We start from the raw sequence: 23,320 nt of genomic DNA on the forward strand, positions 1-23,320 counted from the left end.
GTCGCGCAGATTTAGAGCGGACCCGCGTGTCGCAGCATTCGGGATTTAGAGGTCAAGATCACCCTCGAAATTAGCTGTCTCGAGGCGATCGCGAACAGTGGTTATGAACCGCCCTGCGTCTGCACCGTCGACGATCTGGTGATCGTAGGTCAGAGGCAGCAGCACCATCTGACGGATGGCAATCGCTTCAGAACCGTCGGATGTCGGGACGACGGACGGCCGCTTCACGATCGCGCCGGTCCCCATCATGGCTGCCTGTGGCGGTACCAGGATCGGGGTGTCTGTCAGTGCGCCTTCTGAACCAATGTTGGTGATGGTGAAGGTGCCGCCGGTGAGATCGTTTGGCTTCAGCTTGTTAGTCCGTGCCCGGTCGGCGATGTCGGCGATTGCTGCAGCCAGTTCTGGCAACGTCATGTCCTGAGCGTTGTGAATGACCGGTGAGAGCAGGCCAGCTTCCGTATCGACGGCGATTCCTAGGTTGACCTTGTCGTGATAGGTCATTTCCTTGGTCTCAGCGTTGTAGGATGCATTGACATTCGGGTGGGAAATGAGCGCTTCGACAACGGCCTTCGCGAAGAAGGGGAGGTAAGTGAGGTTGACGCCGTACTTCTCCTTGAACGCTGGCTTCGACGCCTTGCGTAGTGCAGCGACGTCGGTCATATCGACCTCGTGGACCTGCGTTAACTGCGCGGACGAGTGGAGGGATTCCAGCGTCTTCGATGCGGTCAGCGAGCGAATACGGTTGACCTTTTGGGTCGTGCCGATCAACTCTGCCTTCTTCGGATCGACGCGCTTGGTGGACCATGCTGCACGCGGACCGTCCTGCGCCGGCTTCTCGTCTGCATTTCCGCTTGTCGACGACGTGTCCGGTGCGGCCTTCGCCTTCTCGGCGGCGGCAAGAACGTCCTGCTTGCGGATCCGTCCACCGACTCCGGAGCCTTCAACTGTGGTGAGATCAACGCCGTGCTTCTCCGCCAGCTTTCGTACCAGCGGGGTCACGTACGGGAGCTTGCCACCCGTGTTGACCTTGGTCGACGGGCGAGTAGCGGGCTCCTCCCGATCGGGCGCGCTGGCGGACGATGCCTTAGGCGATGCCGTTTCGGAGCTGGTGGCGGAGTCCGAGGTGTCCTTGGCCTCATCAGTCTTCTCGCTCTTAGAGGGCTCAGGCTCGGACTTGTCCTCAGGCTTGGTTTCCTCAGACTTCTTGTCAGCCTTGTCGTCAGAGCTGCTGGAAGCGGCGTTGGCGTCGCCGATGCGGGCGATGACCGATCCGACGTCGACGGTGTCGTCTTCCTCGGCAAGGACTTCGACGAGGGTACCGGCCACAGGGGAGGGGATTTCGGTGTCGACTTTGTCGGTGGAGACCTCCAACAGCGGTTCGTCGACTTCAACTTCGTCGCCGACGCTCTTGAGCCACTGGGTAATGGTTCCTTCGGTGACGGACTCGCCGAGCTCGGGCATTTCAACGTCGGTGGCCTCGCCCGAACCGGAACCGCTCGAACCGGAGCTAGAGGACTTCTGCGACTGCTCGCCCTCCGAAGAGCTCTTCTCCTCAGCGCCGGAATCACCAGAGCCAGAATCGGACGACTCCGACGCACCACTGTCGTCGCTGCTGGTGTCGTCGCCCTCTTCACCGATCTCTGCGATGACCTCGCCGACCTCGACCGTGTCGTCTTCGTCGGCAATAATTTTTGTCAACACACCAGCAACGGGTGAAGGAATCTCGGTGTCGACCTTGTCGGTCGAAACCTCCAGAAGTGGTTCGTCGACAGCGACGGTGTCACCTACTTGTTTGAGCCACGTGGTGACCGTGCCTTCGGTGACGGATTCGCCGAGTTCGGGCATCTCAACAGAGAACGCCATGGTGGAAGTCTCCTCTAAAATAAGCGATAGTTAAGAAGTCAACGCAGATCTGTGACGCTGATCGTTGAAACGTGTCATGAGGATCTGATTACGGCATGACTTTACGTGCTCCCACAATACCGTGGCTTCTCCTCAGACGCGCCTTGGCCGTCAAAATCTGGCTAAAGTTACCTGGATATGGGGGAGGGTCTACAGTAGGAACCATGGCTGATAAGACTTTCACTGTAGAAAAAAATCCACACCCGACATCCCCCGAGGCCATCGCCAAGGTGCTCGCGAACCCAGGCTTCGGAGCGAACTTTACCGACCACATGGTGATTATCGACTGGGACGGGGAGCAAGGATGGCATGATCCTCGCGTCGTCCCCTACGGCCCGATCACCCTGGATCCAGCAACAACGCTGTTCCACTACGGTCAGGAGATCTTCGAGGGACTCAAAGCATACCGCCAGCCAGATGGTTCTATAGCCACATTCCGTCCAGACCAGAATTGCCGACGGATGCAGAATTCGGCCAAGCGGCTGGCAATGCCCGGACTGCCGGAAGAATTATTTATGGAATCGCTCCATCAGTTGGTGGAGATCGACGCAGACTGGGTTCCTGAAGCGGGAAGCGAAGCAGCGCTGTACCTGCGCCCGTTTATGATCGCGACCGAGAAGGGGCTGGGCGTTCACCCGTCGTCGACGTACCGTTTTTACTTGATCGCATCGCCGGCTGGGTCATACTTCAGTGGCGGCATCAAACCGGTGACAGTTTGGCTGTGTGAGGACTACGTCCGCGCCTGCCCCGGCGGTACAGGAGCTGCAAAGTTTGCGGGTAACTACGCGGCCTCCTTGGCTGCTCAGTCGCAAGCAGAGGAAAAGGGCTGCGACCAAGTTGTCTGGTTGGACGCCATCGAGCGCAACTATGTCGAAGAAATGGGCGGAATGAACCTTGCCTTTATCTACGGCACTGGAAACGACGCGAAGCTGGTCACTCCCGCACTGTCCGGTTCCTTGCTGCCCGGTGTGACCCGCGACTCATTGCTGAAGCTGGCCGAAGATCGCGGAATGGCCGTGGAAGAGCGGAAGATCTCGACGGCAGAGTGGCGCGAAGCCGCGAAGTCCGGAGAGATGAGCGAGGCGTTCGCCTGCGGTACCGCCGCTGTTATCACCCCAGTCGGAACCGTGAAGTCCAACGAAGGGGAATTCACGATCAACGGTGGACAAGCAGGTCCGATCTCGATGGAGCTGCGCGAAACCTTGACGGGGATCCAGCACGGCTCCGTCGACGATTCTCACGGTTGGCGCTACACCCTGGTGAAGTAAAAACCGGGTGAAGTAAAACCGATTTGCGTTTATAGCGCTAGCCCCGCCCACGTGTGAGTGAGCGGGGCTTTTTGCATATTGGTCAGACGGTTGATCAAACGGTCAGGCCGATTAGGCAGTCAGGCTGAAGAGAACGACGGTTGCTGCGGTCGCGATTTCGATCGTCGCCCCGAGGCAATCTCCGGCCAGGCCGTCGAACCGCCGGCGGCAATGAAGTGCCCACGGTATCGTCAATGCGATGACTGCCAGTGTCATCAGCGTCCAGAGGATTCCTCCGCCGACGAATGCGGCGATGGCTGCTGTGGTAACCCATGCGGCTGTACCGAGCTTCGGTACGGTTCCGATGACGAGCGCGCCGAAACCCGTGGGATTTGCTGGACGGTATCCCTCTGTGCAGAGGATCAAAGCGCTGATCCGGGCGACCGTCGGCACGAGAATAAGTCCGATGACGGTGGAAACAGGGAAGTCAGAAGCGGGGAAGTGGCCGACGTCGCTGAGAGTCGTTGATCCCGCCCCCTGCATGATGGCGTGAACACCGATGATCTGGGCTGCCACGGAAAACACGATCGCGGCAACGCCCATCGGGCCCGCGTTCGTGTCGGCAAGGATGCCCCGAGCTTTCGGCGGTGGGGCGTAGCTGCCGAGCGCGTCGGCAACGTCGCTCAAACCGTCGATATGCATGAGCCGGGTGCTGAATTCCCACAAGGAGACGATTCCGAATGCGACGACCCAGAGGTCCAGGGTGTGCCCGAAGTTCACTTGGAGCAGCCAGGTCAGTGTGAACACGCACCACGCGACTAGTCCGTGGAACAGTCCTACCAGCGGCATCGCCAGCATTGCCCGACGGCCCGTCGTGCGGTCGAATACGCGGGAACCACGGAAAGGCAGCACCGTTAGCCAACTAAATGCTGTCGATATTCCTTCGGGGATAGCGTGGCCGTGGGTGGGGTTGTCGGGCTGCTCACTCGAAAACCCTGCTTTACCAGACATTATTCTTCGGTGCCGGGGTCTTCGGAATGGGAGGCTTCAGCGCCGGAGTCTCCAGTGCGGGATGTTTCAGCGTCTGAGGCCGTCGACACACCGGCTTCGTCGAACGTCGCCATGTTGCGGATGATGTCCACGGCTGCGTTGACGATCATGAGCGTAACGACTGCCCCCGAACCCTCGCCGAGCCGCATCCCCAAATCAACGACCGGGGTTAATTCCAGCTCGCGCAGCGCAATCTCCTGGGCGGGCTCAACACTCCGGTGGCCGGCGACCCACCATTGCTTCGCGCCCGGCGCAAGTTTTTCGGCGAAAAGGGCCGCTGCACACACGACGATCCCGTCGAGAATGACCGGTGTGCGGCGAACAGCTGCCTGCGCAAGGAAGCCAACCATCGCTGTTATGTCGGGCGAGCTAATGAATTGGAGAACGCTGGCTGGTTCGTCGTGAATATTGTGGACGCGATACATCGCATCCCGAATCGCTGCAGTTTTCCGTTTCCAGCCGTTGTCATCAATTCCGGTGCCACGCCCAACGACGACGACGGGCTCGGTGTTGGTTAGGGCGCCAATCAACGCTGCGGCGGGCGTCGTATTTCCGATGCCTAAATCGCCGGCAATAAGCAGATCAACCCCGGAGTCAATCTCGCGATCGGCAGCATCGATCCCAACCTGAAGTGCGCGTCGATACTCATCGCGGGTCATAGCGTCTTCCCGGTCAATCGACCCACTGCCGTCACGGATATGGGTGTCGGCTTCAGAACCGCTATTCAGACTGACGTCAATCACGCGGACCGAGGCGCCCGCCCGCTTCGCGAGAACGGACACCGCTGCACCCCCGGACTCAATATTCGACGCCATCTGCACACTCACATCAGTGGGATAAGCGCTGACTTCGTGGGTGGCTATTCCGTGATCGCCGGCGAAAACCACTGTGGTGACGTCGTTAAGCGGTGTGGGTGGACACTGCCCCTGGCAAGCGGCAATCCAGCAGCTCAAGTCTTCTAATCGCCCCAGCGAGCCTGCCGGTTTGGTCAGTTCTGCCTGCCGCTGGCGAGCCCGTACATACACGTGTTCGTCGGGAGGAGAGATGAGGGGAAAAGAGGAATCGCTCACTGTTGCTTCTCTCTACTTATTGTCGGTGTTAAGCATTGCCATTGGACTGTTCAGGGCCGGAGGTCGAGAGCACACCCAGCGACCACTAGAACAACTCGATCGCATACCGATGCAACATCGGCATTGAGCCGTCCGAGCTCGTCCCGGAAGACACCGCCAGATGGATAACTGGGGACAATGCCCATTCCAACCTCGGGGCTAACAACAACAAGATTAGGGCCATGTGCCGGAACGTGGCGCAAAGCGGTGATCAGTCGGTCGCGCCGGGCGCCGATGGCGTGTAATCCTTTGTTCCAGTCGTCCGACCCGAACTCCGCATCCCACATGCCTACCTCAGCAAGTTCGTGGGTCAACCACGTGCCAAGATCGTCGACAAGGATCGTAGTCTGACGGGCGGCTTCCTGGTCCGATGATTCAGTGAGGACGTCGACGAGATCGCGTGAATCCTCGGTGTGCCACCAAGATGGACGGCGTGCACGATGGCGCTCGATCCGGCGAGCGAAGTCGGCGTCGAAGGTGGAACCCCAAGGCCGTGCAGTCGCGACGTAAGTGACATGGACATCGTCGGGAGACGCCGCGGAGTCTGGGGGTGTCACCAGGTGCTCCGCCCACTCAGATTTACCTGACCGGGCTCCACCAAGAACCAAAGTTTTCATCTTGGGCAGTGCTTACGATTCTATGCAGTGCGTGCGTTTTTAATTGGCGTTAAATGCTATCGCCGATGTTGACCTGCGGGCGCGGGGTACGGAACCGTCGGATCATCGACGCGCGGGAGAAGGCATAGAAGCCCATTGACCAGGTCGATAGAGCAGTATCCGGGTGACGTTCACGGACGAAACGAGACACTCGACGACCCGACAAAACACCGTCGAGGACGATCAGGATGAGCAGAATCATCCCCACCATGGAGAGCAGATTATTGAGCAGATAACTGCGGGTCGCGGTCGTGACAAACATCAGAATAAGCAGCACGACCACGATGGGCATGAACGTGTTGGCAAAGAGACGGCGGGAATCGACCCAGTCACGGATCAACCGTCGTTCGGGGCCGCGGTCTCTGTCCATGAGGTAGCGTTCATCGCCACTCATCATGCGTTCACGGTTCCGCTCGCGTTCCCGTGCGCGTTCGTCGCGTTGCTTGCGCTTGAGTGCCTTGTACTCTTCCTTGCTCATTGAGTTCTTCAACTCTTTGCGCTGTTTACGCGCTTCCGCAGGGGTCTCAGGCGCCTTATAGGCCGTTTTGCGCACACCCTTTTGGCGTTCGACGTCATTGCGCTTAGGTGTCGCGTGGCCTTTCGGTGGCGTATATCCCTTGGGGGTGGAGCGATCCTGCGACTGGCTACCGCTGCTATCGCCATCGGAGGACTTCCCGTCTGCTGCACTGCTGCTGGTTGAGGCGGGCTTGCTACCACCGGCAGTGACGCTGACTGACCCTTTACGCTTACGGTTCCACCGCGATGACTTCGTCGTCGATGATTCTGACGCAGAGCCATCGTTCGACTGGTTTTCTTTCGACGTTGTCCATGGCATCTTCACGCGATCAAGGATATAAGAAAAGGGGTTCGAGCCTGTGAATAAGGCGAGGGTAGGTGTGCCCAAGGTGTCAGATGTGCGCGACTACGGGGGTTCTTATGCCTTGTGAAATAATTTAGCTGTACAGTGCGTTCTGCTGTGATGTGGAGTACGGTAGTGTCCACTAATCATTTGAGGTAGCTTCAGAGAGCATCCTGTTTCGTGTTAGGAGAAGTGCATGACTGCACCGGAGAAGACAACTGGCGTTATTTTGACTGATGCCGCTGCAGCTAAGGCAAAGTCTCTGCTGAGCCAAGAACAAAACGACGAGTTAGTCCTGCGCATCGCAGTGCAGCCAGGTGGTTGTGCTGGCCTGCGCTACCAGCTCTTCTTCGACGATCGGACCTTAGATGGTGATCTCGTCGATGACTATGACGGCGTGAACCTGGTTGTTGACCGCATGAGTGCACCATATTTGACCGGCGCGACGATCGACTTCGCAGACACCATTGAACAGCAGGGCTTCACCATTGATAACCCCAATGCTAAGGGGTCCTGTGCGTGCGGAGACTCGTTCAACTGATACGAGGCTGAACAGTCTGCTCGTAGTTAATGCTTAACGCCGACCACACAATGAGTTGTGGCCGGCGTTTTCGCATATGTAAACGGGCGCCGCTTTACATCTCGACCGGATACGTCGGCTCTGGGATATCCGGGGTAATCGACTTATCCACGAAAATTCCGTACCAGATTAAGAATGCCAACACAGTCCACAGGCGTCGGGAATGGTCAGGGCCAGATCCGCTGGTCATAGAAGAACGGTGTTCTTCGAGCATGGAGCGGGTGGCTCCGAGGTCGACAATCTCCCCGGCCTGCGATGAGGTGATGATGTCCTCTGCCCAGCCGTAAAGCTCGTCGCCAGCCAACCAGTGCCGGATCGGGACAGGGAATCCAAGCTTCCGCCGGTTAAGAACGTGCGGGGGAACGATGCGTTCCATCGCCTGGCGCAATGCCCACTTCGATGTGCCATGAGTCAGCTTCATGCTCGTCGGCAATGATTGCGCGACATTGAAGACCTCTTTGTCGAGGAACGGCACACGGAGCTCGAGGGAATTCGCCATGGTCATCTTGTCAGCCTTGACCAGGATGTCGCCACGCAACCAGGTGAACAGGTCAAGGTGCTGCATCCTGGCTACCGGATCCCAACCCTGCGACTTTTCGTAAATCGGAGTCGTGACATCCGTATGGTTCCACTCTTTCTTGGCCCACGGAATGACGCGCCGGAGCTGGTCGAAGGAGAAAGACCGGGCGTTACCGTAGTACCGCTCTTCAAGAGGAGTGGTACCTCGCTCTAACAATGACTTGCCTCGCACCCCGTCGGGTAGGCGTTGCGCGAGGGTTCGCAGACCCTTCTTGGCGAATGACGGGATCTTCTCGAACGGGGCAAGAGAAAGTGGCTCATGGTAGATGTTGTATCCACCGAAGAGCTCGTCGGCGCCCTCGCCGGAGAGGACAACTTTGACGTGCTTCCTGGCTTCCGCTGCGACGAAATACAGGGGGACGAGGGCAGGGTCTGCTACCGGATCGTCCAAATACCAGATGATGCGGGGGACTGCTTCGGCGAATTCCTCGGGGGAGACCACCTTCACGATGTGCTCGACGCCGATCGCTTCCGCGGATTCCGTGGCAACGTCGACTTCCGAATACCCCTCGCGTTCGAAACCGGTGGTGAAGGTCAGCAAGTTCGGGTTGTGGCGTTTCGCGAGTGCCGCAATGGCCGTCGAGTCGATTCCGCCAGACAGGAAGGATCCGACGGTGACGTCGGCACGCATGTGCTTAGCAACGGAATCCTCGAGGGCATGCTCGATCTTTGAAATCTCGGAATCGATATTTTCCTTGTTCACCGATGTTTCGGGGAAGCGAGGAGTAAACCAGCGATGTACCTCGGGCTTTTCACCGGGCTTCACTGTCGCACAGCAACCGGACTCCAGCCTGCGAATCCCGGTGTGCAGGGACTCAGGCTCGGGCACATACTGCAAGTCCATGTAATGCTCGATCGCCCGCTTATCCACCGACAGATCGATGTCGGCTTTGTCTGCCATGGAGAGCAGGCATTTCTTCTCAGAGGCAAAGAGTGTGCCTCTGTCGGTAGTTGCCCAGTAGAGGGGTTTAATGCCGAACTGGTCCCGAGCCAGGTACATCGTCTTGTCGACCGAATCCCACACGGCGAAGGCAAACATTCCACGAAGATGGTGAACCACGTCCCGTCCCCAGTGGTGATAGCCGACAACGATTGTTTCGCTGTCCCCGTCAGTAGCAAAGGTATATCCCTTGTCCTTCAGTTCAGAGCGCAGCTCTTTGTAGTTGTAGATTTCGCCGTTGAAGGTCAGCGCGTACCGGTTGGGCTGGTCTTCCGGACCCCACTGTAAAGGCTGATGGGAATGTGCGAGGTCAATGATGGACAACCGATTGAATCCGTAGACCACGTTGGCGTCATTCCAGGTGCCATCCTCATCCGGGCCACGGTGACGCATACAGGTCAGTGATGAACCAGTGGCTTGAACAAAATCCTCCGCATTTCCGCTAGCGGCGATGAGTCCGAGCAAACCGCACATTCAATAAGGCCTTTCTGTTCTATACCTTTTATATATCCGCACAACGCTGAGCAGCCCGATCCGAACAGCCCGTTATGTGACTTCTTCTGGGCAGACAGTGTTAGCGACGGAATTCTCCTCGACTCTAGTCGTGTGGAGCGGGAAAGTGCGAGCTGCTTCGGCGACGGCCCTGTATTTGTTCATCCAGTGGACAGAGGGCTTACCCAATGTAGGGGAATTGTGATGCGAATAACATTTTCCTAACGATGTAACGCACGCGACAGAAAAGCTGTGAGGATGCTGACAATTCTGACAGGAAAATACCAGCGTAAATCGTTAACGACGATCGGTAGGGAACAAAGCTACGATTCAATGCTTGCCGACGTCGGCCAGTCCCGGGGGTAAAACCGGCAGCTTTTTCCAGTCTGGTGGGAACTCTTGACGCCCATCCATGATGGTTTATTCCTCTTTATGGATTACCCTAGCTAAAAGAGGAATGAATCCCAGCGTTTTTTCAACCTGGTGTGGATCAGGAAGGCAAACACACGTGGAACAGCGAAAAATGCGCAATTGGTCGCGCAAGCTAGGACTAGCCGGCGTTTTGGCAGCCGGTGGCTACTTGCTGTCCGGATGTAGCGTAGCGCCGCCCGATAACGGCTTCTTTAAGCTCCTGCGATTCGGCGTACCCGACGGCATCACCCCTGAAGCCAAGGAAATTGGGAACTTCTGGGTGTGGATCTGGGTAGCAGCTTGGATCGTGGGCATCATCATGTGGGGCTTGATGTTCTACTCGTCCTTCGCATTCCGTGCGAAGCGGAAAGAGAAAAAGGGCGAAAAAGAGTTCCCGCGGCAGACGCAGTACAACATCCCGCTTGAACTTGTTTTGACCACAGTCCCGATCATCATCGTGATGGTCATCTTCTTCTTCACTGTGCAGACCGAAGATAAGGTCACAGCGATGGATAAAGACCCGAAGGTTAAGGTCGATGTCACCGCGTTCCAGTGGAACTGGAAATTTGGTTATAACGAGGTCGATGGCTCCTTGATGGGTGGAAACACCTACGAGGGTAGAGACGATTCCGCTCAGGCCGCTGCTGATGGCACGAAGAAGATCGAAAGCAGCAGCCGTGGTGAGGAGGGCGCATCGAACCCGATTCATGGCAATTCAAAGAGCGATCTGTCCTACCTGAACTTTGACAAGATCGAGACCGTGGGAACTACTGACGAGGTTCCTGTCTTGGTCTTGCCATCTCAGACAGCCATTCAGTTCGACCTTGCGTCAGCTGACGTAATTCACTCTTTCTGGGTTCCCGAGTTCTTGTTCAAGCGTGACGCTTTCCCGCACCCCGAAGCGAACAAGTCCAACCGCAAGTTCCAAATCGAGAAGATCGACAAGGAAGGTGCGTTTGTCGGACGTTGTGCCGAGATGTGCGGTACGTACCACGCCATGATGAACTTCGAGATCCGCGTTGTCAGCCCGGATAAGTTCCGTGACTACATGAACTTCCGTAAAGACAACCCGAGCGCGTCGAATGCAGACGCATTGAAGGCGATCGGCGAGCAACCGTACGCAACCTCAACCCACCCGTTCCTGCCCGGGCGTGAGGATACGCGCGAAGCGAACGACAACTACGTCGACAACAACCAAGCCGAGCAGTCATAGAACTAGGAGTACACCGTTATGAAATCCTCATCGCGACTGTTTTACGCGATCACAGTCTTTCTTGTGATCATGACTGTGATCTACGTCTTGGCCACTAAGTTCATCAATGATAACGGCTACATCAGCGGTATCGAATGGGCAGGATCGGCCGGACTATTGCTCGGTGCCTTGATGACGCTGATGCTCGGCGTGTACCTGCACATCACAGAACGCCACTCGGATGTTCTGCCGATGGACTGGGAGGAAGCAGAGCAGGTTGATGGCTCCGGAGAATTCGGTTTCTTCAGCCCGAACTCCATCTGGCCCTTCGCCATGACCTGCGGCATCGCAGTGCTCGGCTATGGCGTGGTCTTCCTGGCCTACTGGATGATCGGCATCGGCGCCGTGATCACCGTCTGGGCAACAGTCAAACTGAACCTGCAGTACGGAACACCAGTGGAAAAGCACTAGTCCGTACTCAGTGGGGTTAGCGCCCCGCAGCTAATTTCCATCCACAAAAAGCACCCGTGCGTCCTTCCTGGCACGGGTGCTTTTTGCTGTTTCAGACGGTGCGGCTAGCCCCGAGCTAGCCGTCGTTGCGTGTGGAGTGCTCTGCTAAGGGCGTTTCTCTGAAACGAGGTGCTGGATACGATCCTTAGTTCCCTCATCATGTAATGCCGCCTTGGCACGGTCGAGTGCATGACCCATGGCATCGCGGAATGATTCCTTGTCGCCCCCTTGTGCGGAAACTAGTGCCCCAGCAGCGCTGAAAAGCACGGCGTTTTCTACAGCGCTCATATCGCAAGGGAGCGGGGTTGTCGGCGTATCGGCAACGGGGTCAAGTGAGAACAATTGACGAGCTACACGAGCGTTGGTGTCCGCGTCGCCACCCCGGATTGCGCTCACCGGGTAGTAGGAGAATCCATAATCGCGAGGATCAAACTCGTAGCGTTCTGCGCCACCGTCGTGTGTGACGTACACATCGGTGGGTCCGGAGACGGAAAACTCATCTAATCCGTCTTGCCCGTGAACGACGAGCACCGTGTCACCGCGCCGCGCGAACGCATCTGCCATGACGGAGGTCATCTCCGGGAACGCACACCCGATTAGGCCCGCGGTCGGCCGGGCTGGGTTCGTCATGGGGCCGAGAAGGTTAAACAGCGTAGGCACCTTGATATCCGAGCGCACCGGTGCCGCATACTTCATTGCTGGGTGGTAGGTGCGCGCAAAAATGAAGGCAAAGTGGTGGTGGCTCAGCATGTGTGTCACGTCGTTGGGGGAGAGGTCAATCGGGAGGCCGAGAGCTTCCAACATGTCTGCTCCGCCAGACCGCGACGACGCCGCGCGATTTCCGTGCTTGATTACGTCGATACCCATCGAGGCAATCAGAAGCGACGCCATCGTCGAAACGTTGACCGTGTGGGCTCCATCCCCGCCGGTACCGACAATGTCGACAGCAGGCCCACGATCATCATTGGGGGAGGGCGGTAATTTAACCGGCTGGGCAAAGTCCAGCATTGTCGACGCGGCCGCCTCGAGCTCTGTCGGGGTGATTCCCTTCACCCGGATTCCGTAGATAAAGCTATCGATCTTCGCGGGCGATGCTTCACCGCTCATGATGGAGTGCATCGCGGCTGAGACTTCATCGGGAGGCAGATCGCGCCCGTCGGCTATGTGGTTGAGAAGGTCAACCCAATTCGTCGTCATGTGTGCTCCATGCTCGTGTACTGATATGTTTAATACGTTTTCTATGACGATACCGGAGCGCTGTTTCTCCGAGGGCGTCGTCTCCAAAGGGGTTATCTCCGACGGTTGTCTCCGTCGGTTTTGGTTGAACTGCATCATGAGACAGGTGTCCGCAAAAGGGGCCGTCGGTAATAAGCGGGTTAAAGTTCCCGTTACCCCCAATAAGGGTTCCCCCCTAATTTCATCATGGTTCTGAACTGGGATTTTAAGAGTTCCCGATACTTGCCGAAGTATAAAAGTGACCTTGGAGGGGGCTGTCAGTCATAATTACATGCGTGACGAGCGCAGTAGGAAACTCAGGTATGGCAGCACCACAGCGTGTTGCGACACTGAACCGACCCAACATGGTCAGTGTCGGAACTGTTGTGTTCCTGTCTCAGGAATTGATGTTCTTCGCTGGTCTGTTCGCGATGTACTTTGTGTCGCGCGCAAATTCCGGCGGAGATTGGCCCCCGGCGGATGTCGAATTGAACGTGCCCCTGGCTTTGTTCTTTACGATCATCCTGGTTGCGTCGTCGTTTACGGCGCAGTGGGGCGTGTTCGCGGCAGAGCGAGGTGATGTTTTCGCCCTTCGCCGCTGGTACGCCCTTTCTGCCGTTATGGGACTCGTGTTCTTGGCTGGTCAGGTCAACGAATACACGCACCTCGTCCTTGACGGAACAACGATCCAACACAGTGTGTACGGTTCGTGTTTCTACATCACGACCGGCTTCCACGCTGTCCACGTTTTCGCCGGGATCCTGGCCTTCGGGATCGTGCTCTTGCGTACCTACAAAGCCAAGTTCACTCCCGCCCAGGCGACAGCGTCCATCGTGGTGTCTTACTACTGGCACTTCGTTGACGTTGTGTGGATTGGGCTGTTCATCACTATCTACTTCATTCAGTAGGCCGGGCCTGGCCTTATTGGCCACCACACCGCCCTCACTTTCCATGACGACATAAAGGGAAAATGATGGTTAACTCCAACAATTCCGGCACGTTGTCGGGCTCCGCGGTGGAGACCGGAACCGACACCGTGCGCCACGCCAAGAAGGTCCGTGGCCGCCGAAAGTTACGTCGTACTTTTGCTAGTACGGCAGCTTTAGCCCTCGGCCTTACTGGCGCAGGTTTTCTCGCTGATGCCCTAACCCCTGACGCTCAGACTGCCAACGCTGATAAAGACCAGGCAGCCCTCGTCTCGCAGGGTAAAGATATTTACGACGTTGCATGTATCACCTGCCACGGCGCCAATCTCCAGGGCGTCAAAGACCGTGGCCCAGCACTCACCGGTGTTGGTGCAGGCGCTGTGTACTTCCAGGTGCACTCCGGCCGCATGCCGATGACCCGCAACGAAGCCCAGGTTGAGCGTAAGAAAGCCCGTTACTCAGAAGAAGAGACGCTGGCTTTGGCAGCTTACGTGCAGTCCCGCGGTGGTGGACCAGACATTGTCCACGACCAGGACGGGAACATCGCTATGGAATCTCTCCGTGGCGAACACTACGACGGAAACATCAAAGCTGAGGACGTCGCTCGCGGTTCTGATTTGTTCCGTTTGAACTGTGCATCGTGCCACAACTTCACCGGTAAGGGCGGCGCGCTCTCCGGTGGTAAATACGCACCTGATCTTGATCCTGCCAACGAACAAGAGATCTACCAGGCGATGTTGACCGGCCCTCAGAACATGCCGAAGTTCTCCGATCGCCAACTGACCTCAGACCAGAAGAAGGACATCATTGCCTTCATTAAGTCTCAGCAGGACACCCCGACGCAGGGCGGATACGGTCTGGGCGGTATTGGTCCAGTCACTGAAGGTTTGTTGATGTGGATCGGCGGCGTCACCGTTATGGTCTGCGCGGCACTATGGATTGGAACGCGGTCATGAGTGACAAGATAACGAAGAAAAATACGTCCGAAGAGCTTGCCGCCATGAGCAATGACGAGCTTGCTCGCCTCGGCACCGAGCTTGACGACGTTACCGTTGCTTACCGTAAACAGCGTTTCCCGATGGACAACGACCCTGAGGAGAAACGCGCCGCGCGCAGCGTCGGCTTGTGGTTCGTCCTAGGCGCAATCTTCGCCATTGCTTTTATCGCTGTTTACCTGTTCTGGCCCTGGAAGTACAAGGGGCTAGGGGAGGATGGCCTCTGGCTCTACTCCCTCTACACTCCGCTGTTCGGAGCGTGCATGGGCTTGGCGATCCTCTGCCTCGGCATCGGAGCGGTCAAGTTCACCAAGAGATTTATCCCCGAGGAAATTTCCGTTCAGCGTCGTCACGACGGCCCATCGGATGAAGTTGATCAGAAGACCCTCGTGGCTCTGCTCAACGATTCCTGGGAAACGTCCACCCTTGGCCGCCGCAAGGTACTTAAAGGCATCATGGGAACCGGCGCCGTTGCCGCAGGACTCGCTTTAATCTTCCCCATCGGGGGAATGATTAAAAACCCCTGGAAGCCCAAGGCTAAAGGCATGGATATCCAGGGAGATGGAACCCTGTGGACGACGGGATGGACCCTGACGGAGAAGGGTAAGAAAGTTTACCTAGGCCGCGACACCGGCGTCACAGCTGAAAAGCATGAAGGCGGTTACGAGGCTTCTGGCGAGACGTACGAGACTCGCGGAGTTACCCGTTTGGTGCGGCTTCGCCCTGAGGATCTGAACGCTGGGGCCATGGAAACGGTCTTCCCCCTCCTTGAGGATGTCGTCAACGATCACGACAAATACGATAAGGACGCCGATGTGTATGAGGCGCACATGGAGTCCATCCATGGATCGCGTAACTCGGTTATGCTGATCCGCCTCCGCCACAGTGACGCTAAGCGCGCCATTCAGCGTAAAGGTCAGGAAGATTTCCACTTCGGCGACTACTACGCCTACTCGAAGATCTGCACGCACATTGGCTGCCCGACATCGTTGTACGAGCAGCAAACCAACCGAATTCTTTGCCCGTGCCACCAGTCACAGTTTGACGCGTTGCATTACGGCAAACCAGTATTCGGCCCAGCTGCACGTCCTCTTCCGCAACTGCCCATTGCTGTGGATGACGAGGGATTCCTTTACGCAAAGGGTAACTTCGTTGAATCCGTCGGCCCGGCCTTCTGGGAGCGTCGTTCATGACCACTAAGACTTATCCATCGCACATGGCGCAAGCCGCGCGGAACATGGATGACCGCTACACCATGTCCTCCGGGGTTCGGCGCCAGATCAACAAAGTATTTCCGACCCACTGGTCGTTTATGCTTGGCGAAATTGCTCTGTACTCTTTCGTCATCCTCCTCCTTTCCGGAACCTACCTGACCCTGTTCTTCGACCCGTCGATGAGCAAGGTCATCTATGACGGTGCCTACGCACCGCTCAACGGCGTGGAAATGTCCCGTGCCTACGAGACAGCCCTTAACCTCTCCTTCGAGGTCCGCGGTGGTCTGTTCATTCGACAGATCCACCACTGGGCAGCCTTGATGTTCGCCGTGTCTATTACGGTGCACATGTTCCGTATCTTCTTCACCGGAGCATTCCGTAAGCCACGCGAAGCCAACTGGGTTATTGGTTGTGTGCTTCTGCTCCTGTCCGTGGCTGAGGGCTTCATGGGCTACTCGCTGCCGGATGACCTGCTATCAGGTGTTGGCCTCCGCATTATGTCGGCCATCATTCTTGGTTTGCCGATCATCGGTACCTGGCTGCATTGGATGATGTTCAACGGCGACTACCCGGGCGACATCATCATTGACCGTCTGTACATTGCCCACGTGCTCATCATCCCGGGCATTTTGCTGGCATTGATTGCTGCGCACCTCGCTTTGGTCTGGTATCAAAAGCACACGCAATTCCCTGGGCCTGGACGGACCGAAAATAACGTCGTGGGCGTGCGAATTCTCCCCGTTTTCGCCGTTAAGAGTATCGGCTTCGGCCTTATCACCTTCGGTGTTCTGGCCTTGCTCGGTGGCATTTTCCAAATCAACGCGATCTGGAACTTGGGTCCATATAATCCGGCACAGGTGTCAGCAGGCTCTCAGCCAGATATTTACATGTTGTGGACAGATGGTGCTGCACGTGTTATGCCTGCGTGGGAGTTGTACATCGGTCGATACACTATCCCAGCTATCTTCTGGGTAGCGATCATGCTCCTCGTTCTGGTTGTGCTACTGATTACTTACCCGTTCATTGAGCAAAAGCTGACTGGCGACGACCTACACCATAACTTGTTGCAGCGGCCCCGCGACGTTCCGGTTCGCACGTCGCTCGGCATGATGGCCATCAGCTTCTACTTCCTGCTGACCATCTCTGGTATGAACGACCTGATCGCTTACCACTTCCAAATCTCACTAAACGCCATGACGTGGGTTGGACGTATCGGTCTCGTCATAGTGCCGCCCATCGTGTACTACTGTACGTACCGAATTTGCCTCGGCTTGCAGCGCTCTGACCGTGAGGTTCTGGAGCACGGTGTCGCAACAGGAACGATCGAAGTTCTGCCTTCAGGTGGGTTCATTGAAGTTCACCAGCCGCTAGGCCCGGTTGATGAGCACGGTCATGCTGTACCGCTCGAATACGAAGGTGCTCCGGTTCCGAAGCAGATGAACCAGCTTGGTTACTCGGGCCACCCGGGCCGCGGTACGTTCTTCTCGCCGGATTCGCAGGATATTGCCGATCGTGCGGATGAGATCGAGCATGAGAATGAGCGCGAGCAGAGAGAGATGCTCGAGGAGCTGCAGGCGCGTAACCGCGAGCAGTATAAAGACGACGATAAGTAACAACCTGGACATTCCACGGAGTGGGTACGCCGAGCAGGGAGTCTCGGCCCCGCGCCGTGGTATGCAAAGGTGATTTCACGCGCACGTCACTAGCCCCGCTTCCCTTAACAGGGAAGCGGGGCTAGTGACGTGTCTCCGGAAGGCTTAGGCTTTGGGGTGTTTCCCACACACGCCTTTTAAACCCGCGCTGCTTGCGGTCACGCTGTGGGGCACACCTTTCTGGTACGCCTATTTCATTAGCTCTCGGTGGCCTTCTGAGCTTTATGTATCCAGGCGGCAAATCGACCAGCGCCCTGGACAGGCATGGACCATCCCTCACAACCAGGACCTGGCCGCACTCCGGGCTTTTCCATCCATCGCCGTATGACGCGTAATTGCTCAATGCTCGCGCCTCCGAGCGGGGAAGAATCTGGCTCAACATGCGTGGCATGGGCGAGGAGCAAATCCACCGCGTTCCCATGAGCGCCTCCTCTGGCAACATGCCCCGCGCTCGCCAGCCGCCCGTAACGTACGACCGCGAGGTTCCACCCGCCTTCGCCATCAGGCGCTGTCAACCTCATCTCGGGCGTCGCGGCAAGGGCTCGGTAAGCCTGCGCGGTGGCCGTTGTCGATAATAAGGCTGCAACGGCATCCCGCGTGAGAGCTGCGCGTTGAAAACGACCGTCCGACGCCAAGTCGGTGACCACATTGATCAATTGCTGGTAGTAGTCAGGTCTATCCCTTTGACTCCGGCTGCTTTCTTCGAGGGGCTGAACAGGGTATGAATGGCCGCCGGTTGGGAAGTCATCGGATAGGTCAGCTGGGCCGGAAGTGCTACCTGTCTCGGGATCTAAGTTGGTGTTTAAGGCTCCATCAGGGTTTAAAAAGGCAGCAATACGTTCCTCTGCAGTCGATAACGCCGGTGGCCATTGGATCGCCTGGTCGACGGGGAGTCCGGATGCTGTCGGAGCTCCAATGCCCAGCAACCGTGCCGCAGTCGTCGCTTTTTGGCGCGTCCGAAAGGGGCCGAGGGCGTTAGAAGAGCGGGGATCGCGCGAGATAGTGGCACGGGAAACATCGTGTGCGCGCGGGCGCGCCCCGGAAATCCACCAATACTGCCGCGGTTCCTTAGAGCGTCGGTTAAACGGAGGGCGGAACTTAGCGATCAGCGTTGCTTCTCGAACCTCAGCCTCAAATCCGTGCGCACATTCGATCGTGTCGATATTCCGAGTTTGGGGGAGAAGGTGCGGAATCAGGCGTCGTTTGTCATTGCCATTTATATATTGTCTGAGCCGACGGCGGAGGTTCACTGCCGTACCTATATATAACGGTTCACCCGAGTGTGAACGGAAAATATAGACGCCTGGGCTGGAGGGGACGTTCTCAATGAGGTGGCGGTAGCGGTTGGGAGACGGCGAAATCGACGTGGCGTCGGGGGTCGATGTTTGGGAGACTGATGCATTAGCGGCCTCTCGAACTGGCCGCGTGGGAATATCCCCGACATGAATGATGTCGTGGGACCCGAGCTCCTCAAGAAGGCCGTGGAACACGGTCACTGTGGCGAGTGCGTCATCGAGCGCGCGGTGCGTGGGGGTCGTCGTGGCGTGAAAATGTCGCGCGAGAGACGAAAGCTTAAAAGACCCGACGGCAGAGCGGTCCAGCATCGTTCGGGCGAGGACCAATGTGCACAGGTGAGTTGGCTGTGGCCACGTGATGTGTGCGCGCATCGATGCAGCTTGGAGGAAACCAATATCGAAGCGGGCGTTATGGGCGACGAGAACCGATCCGCGTGCAAACTCGAGGAAATCCTTGACTGCCTGGGCTTCTTCTGGTGCTCCATCAACATCATCGTCACTGATTCCGGTGATATTCGTGATGACCGGGGGGATGAGCCGACCCGGATCGACGAAGGTAGAAAAGCGGGAGATTTCCTCGCCGCCATGAATTTTCACAGCTCCGATTTCGATGATGCGGTCCTCGTGCGCGGATAAACCCGTGGTTTCGAGGTCCACGACGACGAAGGTTGTGTTGACGATCAGGGAGTCAGCAATGTCCTGGTTGAATGTCGGAGAAACGGGGAGATGCGCCTGCGCGTCAGATGACGGGTGTGCTGAAGTCACGGAGTCACCAGGTTGTGGGACGAGTGATGTGCGGGCGCGGTTCACAGTGAGAGGGTACAACGCTCATGGGACACAGAGGAATGTGACAAAGACGGGGAGGACCATAGTTCGGGTAGCGATGAAATGTAGGTGCGATCCAGCCGATCGACGGCTGAAACGCGTGAGTTCTGTGGGAGAGATGAGGTTTCATGACAAAACTGTGATAGATATCACGTTCCGGGTTATTGGCGGTGAGATTCCGGGGCGCCTTAGAGCGATTAATTGCTCTCATGTTGCGGCGTTTTCCCAGCACAAGAGGGTCTTGTGGGTTAAGGCGATCATGGCGGTGTAGAAGGCGACTCGAAAATAACTTTTCGGTTACAGAATGGGGTTTGGGGCGAATAAACCCCCTGCCCGAGTTTCGAGTTGGACATAGACCGTATCCATTTCGTAACCTTTTCGAGACATTACAGAGCGGCGGGTGCCGCCTGAGATCTGACCGTCGACACGCATCGGAGAAACACGAATGGCTAACCGTAGCCGCTTGAGCGCTTCCACCGGCCGCAAAATTGCTGCAGTTTCTGCTGTGGGTTTGAGCGCGACTACCGCAATCGCAGGCGCTGCCAACGCATCTGCTGCTGAGGTTCAGATTCCTAACACTCAGTACACGGTCACTGTTCCGGACCAGATTCAGCAGGCCCAGGACGCGCTGAATAAGCAGATCCACGACTACATGTCGCAGGCTAACATTCCGAACGCCGACGCTACCGCCGCAAACATTGGGGGCGCGCCGGCTGAAGCTCCGGCCATCGATCCGATCGAGACCTTGCGCAGCGTTGGTCAGAAGATTGCCGACGCCGCTCAATCGAAGCAGGGATCCCCGTACGCTTGGGGTGGGACCGGTCCGGCCGCGTTCGACTGCTCGGGTCTCGTGAAGTGGGCCTACGAGCAAGTTGGCATCGCCATCCCTCGGACCTCGAACTCTCAGCTGGCGGGCGGCGCCCCTGTTGCGCTCAACGCGCTGCAGCCCGGTGACATCGTCGGCTTCTATGGCGGAAACCATGTCGGCGTCTACGTCGGTGGCGGCAACGTTGTTCACGCTCCGCAGGAGGGACAGACCGTGTCTGTAGTTCCGCTGAGCTCCATGCAGGCTTACTCGGCTGCTCGTTATGCCTAGTGTGGCATTGTTGAGCACGCCCGGTTGTAGCGGCTAAACGCCTTCCAGCTGCTTAAGTACAGCTGAGGATTTGAGCGCCCAGGTGATCTGGGCGCTTCTTGTTATGTAAAGAACCGACGACATCGGCCGGGCTTGGTGCTGCTTCTCGCGGTATGGGCCGACGTTGATAGGGGCGGCTAACCTCGCTGTATCCTAACCGCATCGGTCACACGGTTAACTTTATTAACATTTTCACTGGTCAAGGTGATTTTTTGACGCGGAACTGGTAAAAGTATCACCGTGCGTCTCACTATGGTTTTGCCGTCGCGGTGTACTCGAATGGTGGTAGCTGCGGCCTCCCTCCCAGCCTTTCTTGCTATTCCGGTTGTCGGCCAGACTCCTGCTCATGCCGACCCTGCCCCCTCGGCAGCGACACCGGCGAATAAAGACGATCTTTTCGCGCAGATGTCTGAGGTTTCGCGTGAAGCCGAGCAGACGTCGGAAAAAATCAAAGAGCTTGAAGAAAAGATTAAAGGCGCTGATCAAACCCTGAAAGAAGCTCAGCACGACGTCGATAGCAAGTCGGACGCAGCTCGGACGGCGTCGGATAAGGCTAACGCTATCCGCTCCAAAGTGGATCAGATCGCGTTGTCTCGCTACCGGCAAGTCAGCATTGACCCCACCACTGCCTATATTGGTGCGGCGAACCCGCAGGATGCTATCGACAGGGCATCCTACATCAGTGCTCTCGCCACCGGACGGCAAAATACGCTCGATCAGTACCGACGTGAGTCAAGCGCGGCGAACAAAGAACGAGATGTCGCCGCAAAAGCCAAAGACGTTGCTCAGAACACTTCCGATGAGTTGAATAAGCAGGAAAAAGAGTTGCTCGCCAAGCAGGACGAGCTCAAAGCTCAGACTGCTCGGATTAAGGCTGCGATCGATAATCTCTCCGCTGAAGAGCGTCGGCGGTGGGAAGATAAGAACAACCCGATTCGCATGGGTAAGGACCAAATCAAGGCCGCCCAGCAATCGGCTAACGCTGCTGTCAATGCGGCCCTGTCGAAACTCGGTGCTCCGTACTCATGGGGTGCGGCCGGGCCGAATGAGTTCGATTGTTCAGGACTGGTGTACTGGTCATACAGCCAAATGGGGAAAACCATTCCTCGCACCTCCGGCGCTCAGATGGCTGGTGGAACGCCCGTATCCATGAACGATCTTCAACCCGGTGACGTCATCGGATACTACCCAGGGGCCACCCACGTCGGTCTCTACATCGGCAATGGCAAGGTCGTCCATGCTGCCGATTACGGGATCCCCGTGCAGGTTGTCGGAGTGAACTCGATGCCTGTGTACGGGGCTCGTCGCTACTAGGGCGGCGATGGTTCGTAGAATGTGAGCCCATGGGTCACTCTCGTCGGGTCTTGCTCGTCACCAATGATTTCCCACCGACAGTGGGTGGGATTCAGACGTACCTTCACGAGTTTGTTCAGACTCTCGACCCCGACCAATTGATCGTTTTCGCCTCCACCCAGGATGAGAGCGCAACCCAGGTGTTCGACCGCGACGCTCCGTTCGCCATCATTCGTTGGCCGCGTCGGGTTATGCTACCCACCCCGATGACAGCCCGACGGATGCAAGAGATCATTCGCGCATGGTCAATTGACACTGTGTGGTTCGGCGCGAGTACCCCACTCGCACTCATGGCCTCAGCTGCTCGTCAAGCGGGTGCCCGACGGATCGTGGCGTCGACGCATGGCCATGAGATTGGTTGGTCGATGATCCCAGGGGCACGGCAAGTCCTTCGCCTGATCGGCGGACGTGTCGACATGCTGACATACGTGTCCAGATATGCCCAGATGCGGACACGTCGCGCCTTCGGTCCCCACCCAGCGTGGTCATCGCTCCAACCCGGGGTGGATATCACCCGTTTCTCGCCGAATAAGGAGGCGAGTGACCGTGTTCGTCGGCAATACAGATTGGGTGACGGCCTCCTCGTCGTATGTATTTCGCGGATTGTGCCTCGAAAAGGGCAAGACATGCTTGTGGAAGCTCTCCCCGGCATCCAGAAGCGTATCCCGACAGCGAAACTTCTCATTGTTGGCCCTGGTCAAGGGAGAAAGTCGCTCATAGATCGTGCATCGGCCTTAGGGGTCAGTGATTCTCTCATCACGACGGGGCCTGTTCCCTTCGATGTCTTACCGGATTTTTATCGGTGCGCTGATGTCTTCGCGATGCCGGTCCGCACCCTAGGTGGAGGCCTGGACGTTGAAGGATTGGGTATCGTCTTCCTTGAAGCCCAAGCATGCGGCGTGCCTGTGGTCGCGGGAGACGGTGGTGGAGCACCAGAGACCGTTCGTCCCTCGGAAACAGGGATCGTCGTCAATGGTCGACGTGTCGATGAGATTGTGGATGCCGTCGCAGGGCTGCTTGCGGAACCCAAGCGCGCTACAGCGATGGGGCAGAAGGGCCGCGAATACATCCAAAAGGAGTGGTCGTGGTCCGTGAGGGGGCCGCAATTGGCCCAGGTTTTATTCGACGGGCTAGATTGAATAAGTTAGCCATTCGCCAGTTACGTCGTCGGAAGTAGGCCATT

General features: G+C 57.2%; 19 protein-coding genes. 11 read left to right on the forward strand and 8 right to left on the reverse strand.

Going from position 1 to position 23,320, the window contains the following annotated elements; all coding sequences use genetic code 11:
- Positions 1-45: 45 nt before the first annotated feature.
- Complete coding sequence (gene sucB, locus KCQ76_RS07865; protein WP_046203028.1) at positions 46-1,863, reverse strand: 2-oxoglutarate dehydrogenase, E2 component, dihydrolipoamide succinyltransferase; 1,818 nt, start codon at positions 1,861-1,863, stop codon at positions 46-48.
- Positions 1,864-2,066: 203 nt separating this feature from the next.
- Here sucB and KCQ76_RS07870 point away from each other — a divergent pair, with 203 nt between their 5' ends.
- Positions 2,067-3,170: a branched-chain amino acid aminotransferase gene (locus tag KCQ76_RS07870; protein WP_046203027.1), complete on the forward strand. Its 1,104-nt coding sequence runs from the start codon at positions 2,067-2,069 to the stop codon at positions 3,168-3,170.
- A 111-nt stretch (positions 3,171-3,281) separates the two neighbouring features.
- Here the strand turns inward: KCQ76_RS07870 and KCQ76_RS07875 are convergent, their stop codons facing one another.
- Genes KCQ76_RS07875 through KCQ76_RS07890 form a run of 4 tightly spaced genes read right to left on the reverse strand, consistent with a single transcriptional unit; the run spans position 3,282 to position 6,799 of the window.
- Positions 3,282-4,160 carry an adenosylcobinamide-GDP ribazoletransferase gene (locus tag KCQ76_RS07875; protein ID WP_052722328.1) on the reverse strand — a complete coding sequence of 293 codons (879 nt, stop codon included), beginning with the start codon at positions 4,158-4,160 and terminating at the stop codon, positions 3,282-3,284.
- Entirely contained in the window at positions 4,160-5,269 is a 1,110-nt protein-coding gene (gene cobT, locus KCQ76_RS07880) for a nicotinate-nucleotide--dimethylbenzimidazole phosphoribosyltransferase (RefSeq protein ID WP_046203026.1), read from the reverse strand. The genes KCQ76_RS07875 and cobT overlap by 1 nt, the downstream gene beginning before the upstream one ends.
- A gap of 50 nt (positions 5,270-5,319) precedes the next feature.
- Positions 5,320-5,925, reverse strand: coding sequence for a bifunctional adenosylcobinamide kinase/adenosylcobinamide-phosphate guanylyltransferase (locus KCQ76_RS07885; protein WP_046203025.1), 606 nt, complete (start codon positions 5,923-5,925; stop codon positions 5,320-5,322).
- Between the two features lie 49 nt (positions 5,926-5,974).
- The gene (locus KCQ76_RS07890) at positions 5,975-6,799 is read right to left on the reverse strand and encodes a DUF3043 domain-containing protein (RefSeq protein ID WP_046203024.1); all 825 of its coding nucleotides are present in this window, start codon (positions 6,797-6,799) and stop codon (positions 5,975-5,977) included.
- 220 nt (positions 6,800-7,019) lie between these two features.
- On the opposite strand from KCQ76_RS07890, the gene erpA reads away from it, so the two are divergent.
- Positions 7,020-7,364 carry an iron-sulfur cluster insertion protein ErpA gene (gene erpA / locus KCQ76_RS07895; RefSeq protein WP_221914836.1) on the forward strand — a complete coding sequence of 115 codons (345 nt, stop codon included), beginning with the start codon at positions 7,020-7,022 and terminating at the stop codon, positions 7,362-7,364.
- 94 nt (positions 7,365-7,458) lie between these two features.
- Here the strand turns inward: erpA and asnB are convergent, their stop codons facing one another.
- Positions 7,459-9,396: an asparagine synthase (glutamine-hydrolyzing) gene (asnB, locus tag KCQ76_RS07900; protein ID WP_046203023.1), complete on the reverse strand. Its 1,938-nt coding sequence runs from the start codon at positions 9,394-9,396 to the stop codon at positions 7,459-7,461.
- A gap of 526 nt (positions 9,397-9,922) precedes the next feature.
- On the opposite strand from asnB, the gene ctaC reads away from it, so the two are divergent.
- Together ctaC and ctaF are read left to right on the forward strand one after the other, a co-directional pair.
- The gene (gene ctaC, locus KCQ76_RS07905) at positions 9,923-11,038 is read left to right on the forward strand and encodes an aa3-type cytochrome oxidase subunit II (RefSeq protein WP_012731356.1); all 1,116 of its coding nucleotides are present in this window, start codon (positions 9,923-9,925) and stop codon (positions 11,036-11,038) included.
- An 18-nt stretch (positions 11,039-11,056) separates the two neighbouring features.
- On the forward strand, positions 11,057-11,488 hold the full coding sequence (gene ctaF, locus KCQ76_RS07910) for an aa3-type cytochrome oxidase subunit IV (protein ID WP_012731357.1): 432 nt from the start codon (positions 11,057-11,059) through the stop codon (positions 11,486-11,488).
- A gap of 144 nt (positions 11,489-11,632) precedes the next feature.
- Here the strand turns inward: ctaF and trpD are convergent, their stop codons facing one another.
- Positions 11,633-12,724, reverse strand: a complete 1,092-nt coding sequence (trpD, locus tag KCQ76_RS07915) for an anthranilate phosphoribosyltransferase (RefSeq protein ID WP_052722327.1) — start codon at positions 12,722-12,724, stop codon at positions 11,633-11,635.
- A gap of 314 nt (positions 12,725-13,038) precedes the next feature.
- On the opposite strand from trpD, the gene ctaE reads away from it, so the two are divergent.
- The 4 genes from ctaE (at position 13,039) to qcrB (ending at position 17,490) form a co-directional block, all read left to right on the forward strand.
- Complete coding sequence (ctaE, locus tag KCQ76_RS07920) at positions 13,039-13,650, forward strand: aa3-type cytochrome oxidase subunit III (RefSeq protein WP_041628783.1); 612 nt, start codon at positions 13,039-13,041, stop codon at positions 13,648-13,650.
- A 62-nt stretch (positions 13,651-13,712) separates the two neighbouring features.
- Positions 13,713-14,624 carry a cytochrome bc1 complex diheme cytochrome c subunit gene (qcrC, locus tag KCQ76_RS07925; RefSeq protein ID WP_082089890.1) on the forward strand — a complete coding sequence of 304 codons (912 nt, stop codon included), beginning with the start codon at positions 13,713-13,715 and terminating at the stop codon, positions 14,622-14,624.
- A complete protein-coding gene (gene qcrA, locus KCQ76_RS07930) occupies positions 14,621-15,856 on the forward strand; it encodes a cytochrome bc1 complex Rieske iron-sulfur subunit (protein WP_046203021.1) in 1,236 nt (411 codons plus the stop codon). Before qcrC ends, qcrA begins: the two co-directional genes overlap by 4 nt.
- Positions 15,853-17,490, forward strand: a complete 1,638-nt coding sequence (qcrB, locus tag KCQ76_RS07935) for a cytochrome bc1 complex cytochrome b subunit (protein WP_046203020.1) — start codon at positions 15,853-15,855, stop codon at positions 17,488-17,490. The genes qcrA and qcrB overlap by 4 nt, the downstream gene beginning before the upstream one ends.
- Positions 17,491-17,726: 236 nt before the next feature.
- Here the strand turns inward: qcrB and KCQ76_RS07940 are convergent, their stop codons facing one another.
- Positions 17,727-19,589, reverse strand: coding sequence for a DEDD exonuclease domain-containing protein (locus KCQ76_RS07940; protein ID WP_160296126.1), 1,863 nt, complete (start codon positions 19,587-19,589; stop codon positions 17,727-17,729).
- A 505-nt stretch (positions 19,590-20,094) separates the two neighbouring features.
- On the opposite strand from KCQ76_RS07940, the gene KCQ76_RS07945 reads away from it, so the two are divergent.
- From KCQ76_RS07945 to KCQ76_RS07955, 3 genes are all read left to right on the forward strand, one after another.
- A complete protein-coding gene (locus KCQ76_RS07945) occupies positions 20,095-20,745 on the forward strand; it encodes a C40 family peptidase (RefSeq protein WP_046203018.1) in 651 nt (216 codons plus the stop codon).
- A gap of 318 nt (positions 20,746-21,063) precedes the next feature.
- Complete coding sequence (locus KCQ76_RS07950; RefSeq protein WP_052722325.1) at positions 21,064-22,098, forward strand: NlpC/P60 family protein; 1,035 nt, start codon at positions 21,064-21,066, stop codon at positions 22,096-22,098.
- Between the two features lie 29 nt (positions 22,099-22,127).
- The gene (locus KCQ76_RS07955) at positions 22,128-23,276 is read left to right on the forward strand and encodes a glycosyltransferase family 4 protein (protein ID WP_046205231.1); all 1,149 of its coding nucleotides are present in this window, start codon (positions 22,128-22,130) and stop codon (positions 23,274-23,276) included.
- The last annotated feature ends 44 nt before the right edge of the window (positions 23,277-23,320 follow it).

The organism is Corynebacterium parakroppenstedtii, from assembly GCF_019754935.1.
Taxonomy (GTDB): Bacteria; Actinomycetota; Actinomycetes; order Mycobacteriales; family Mycobacteriaceae; genus Corynebacterium; species Corynebacterium parakroppenstedtii.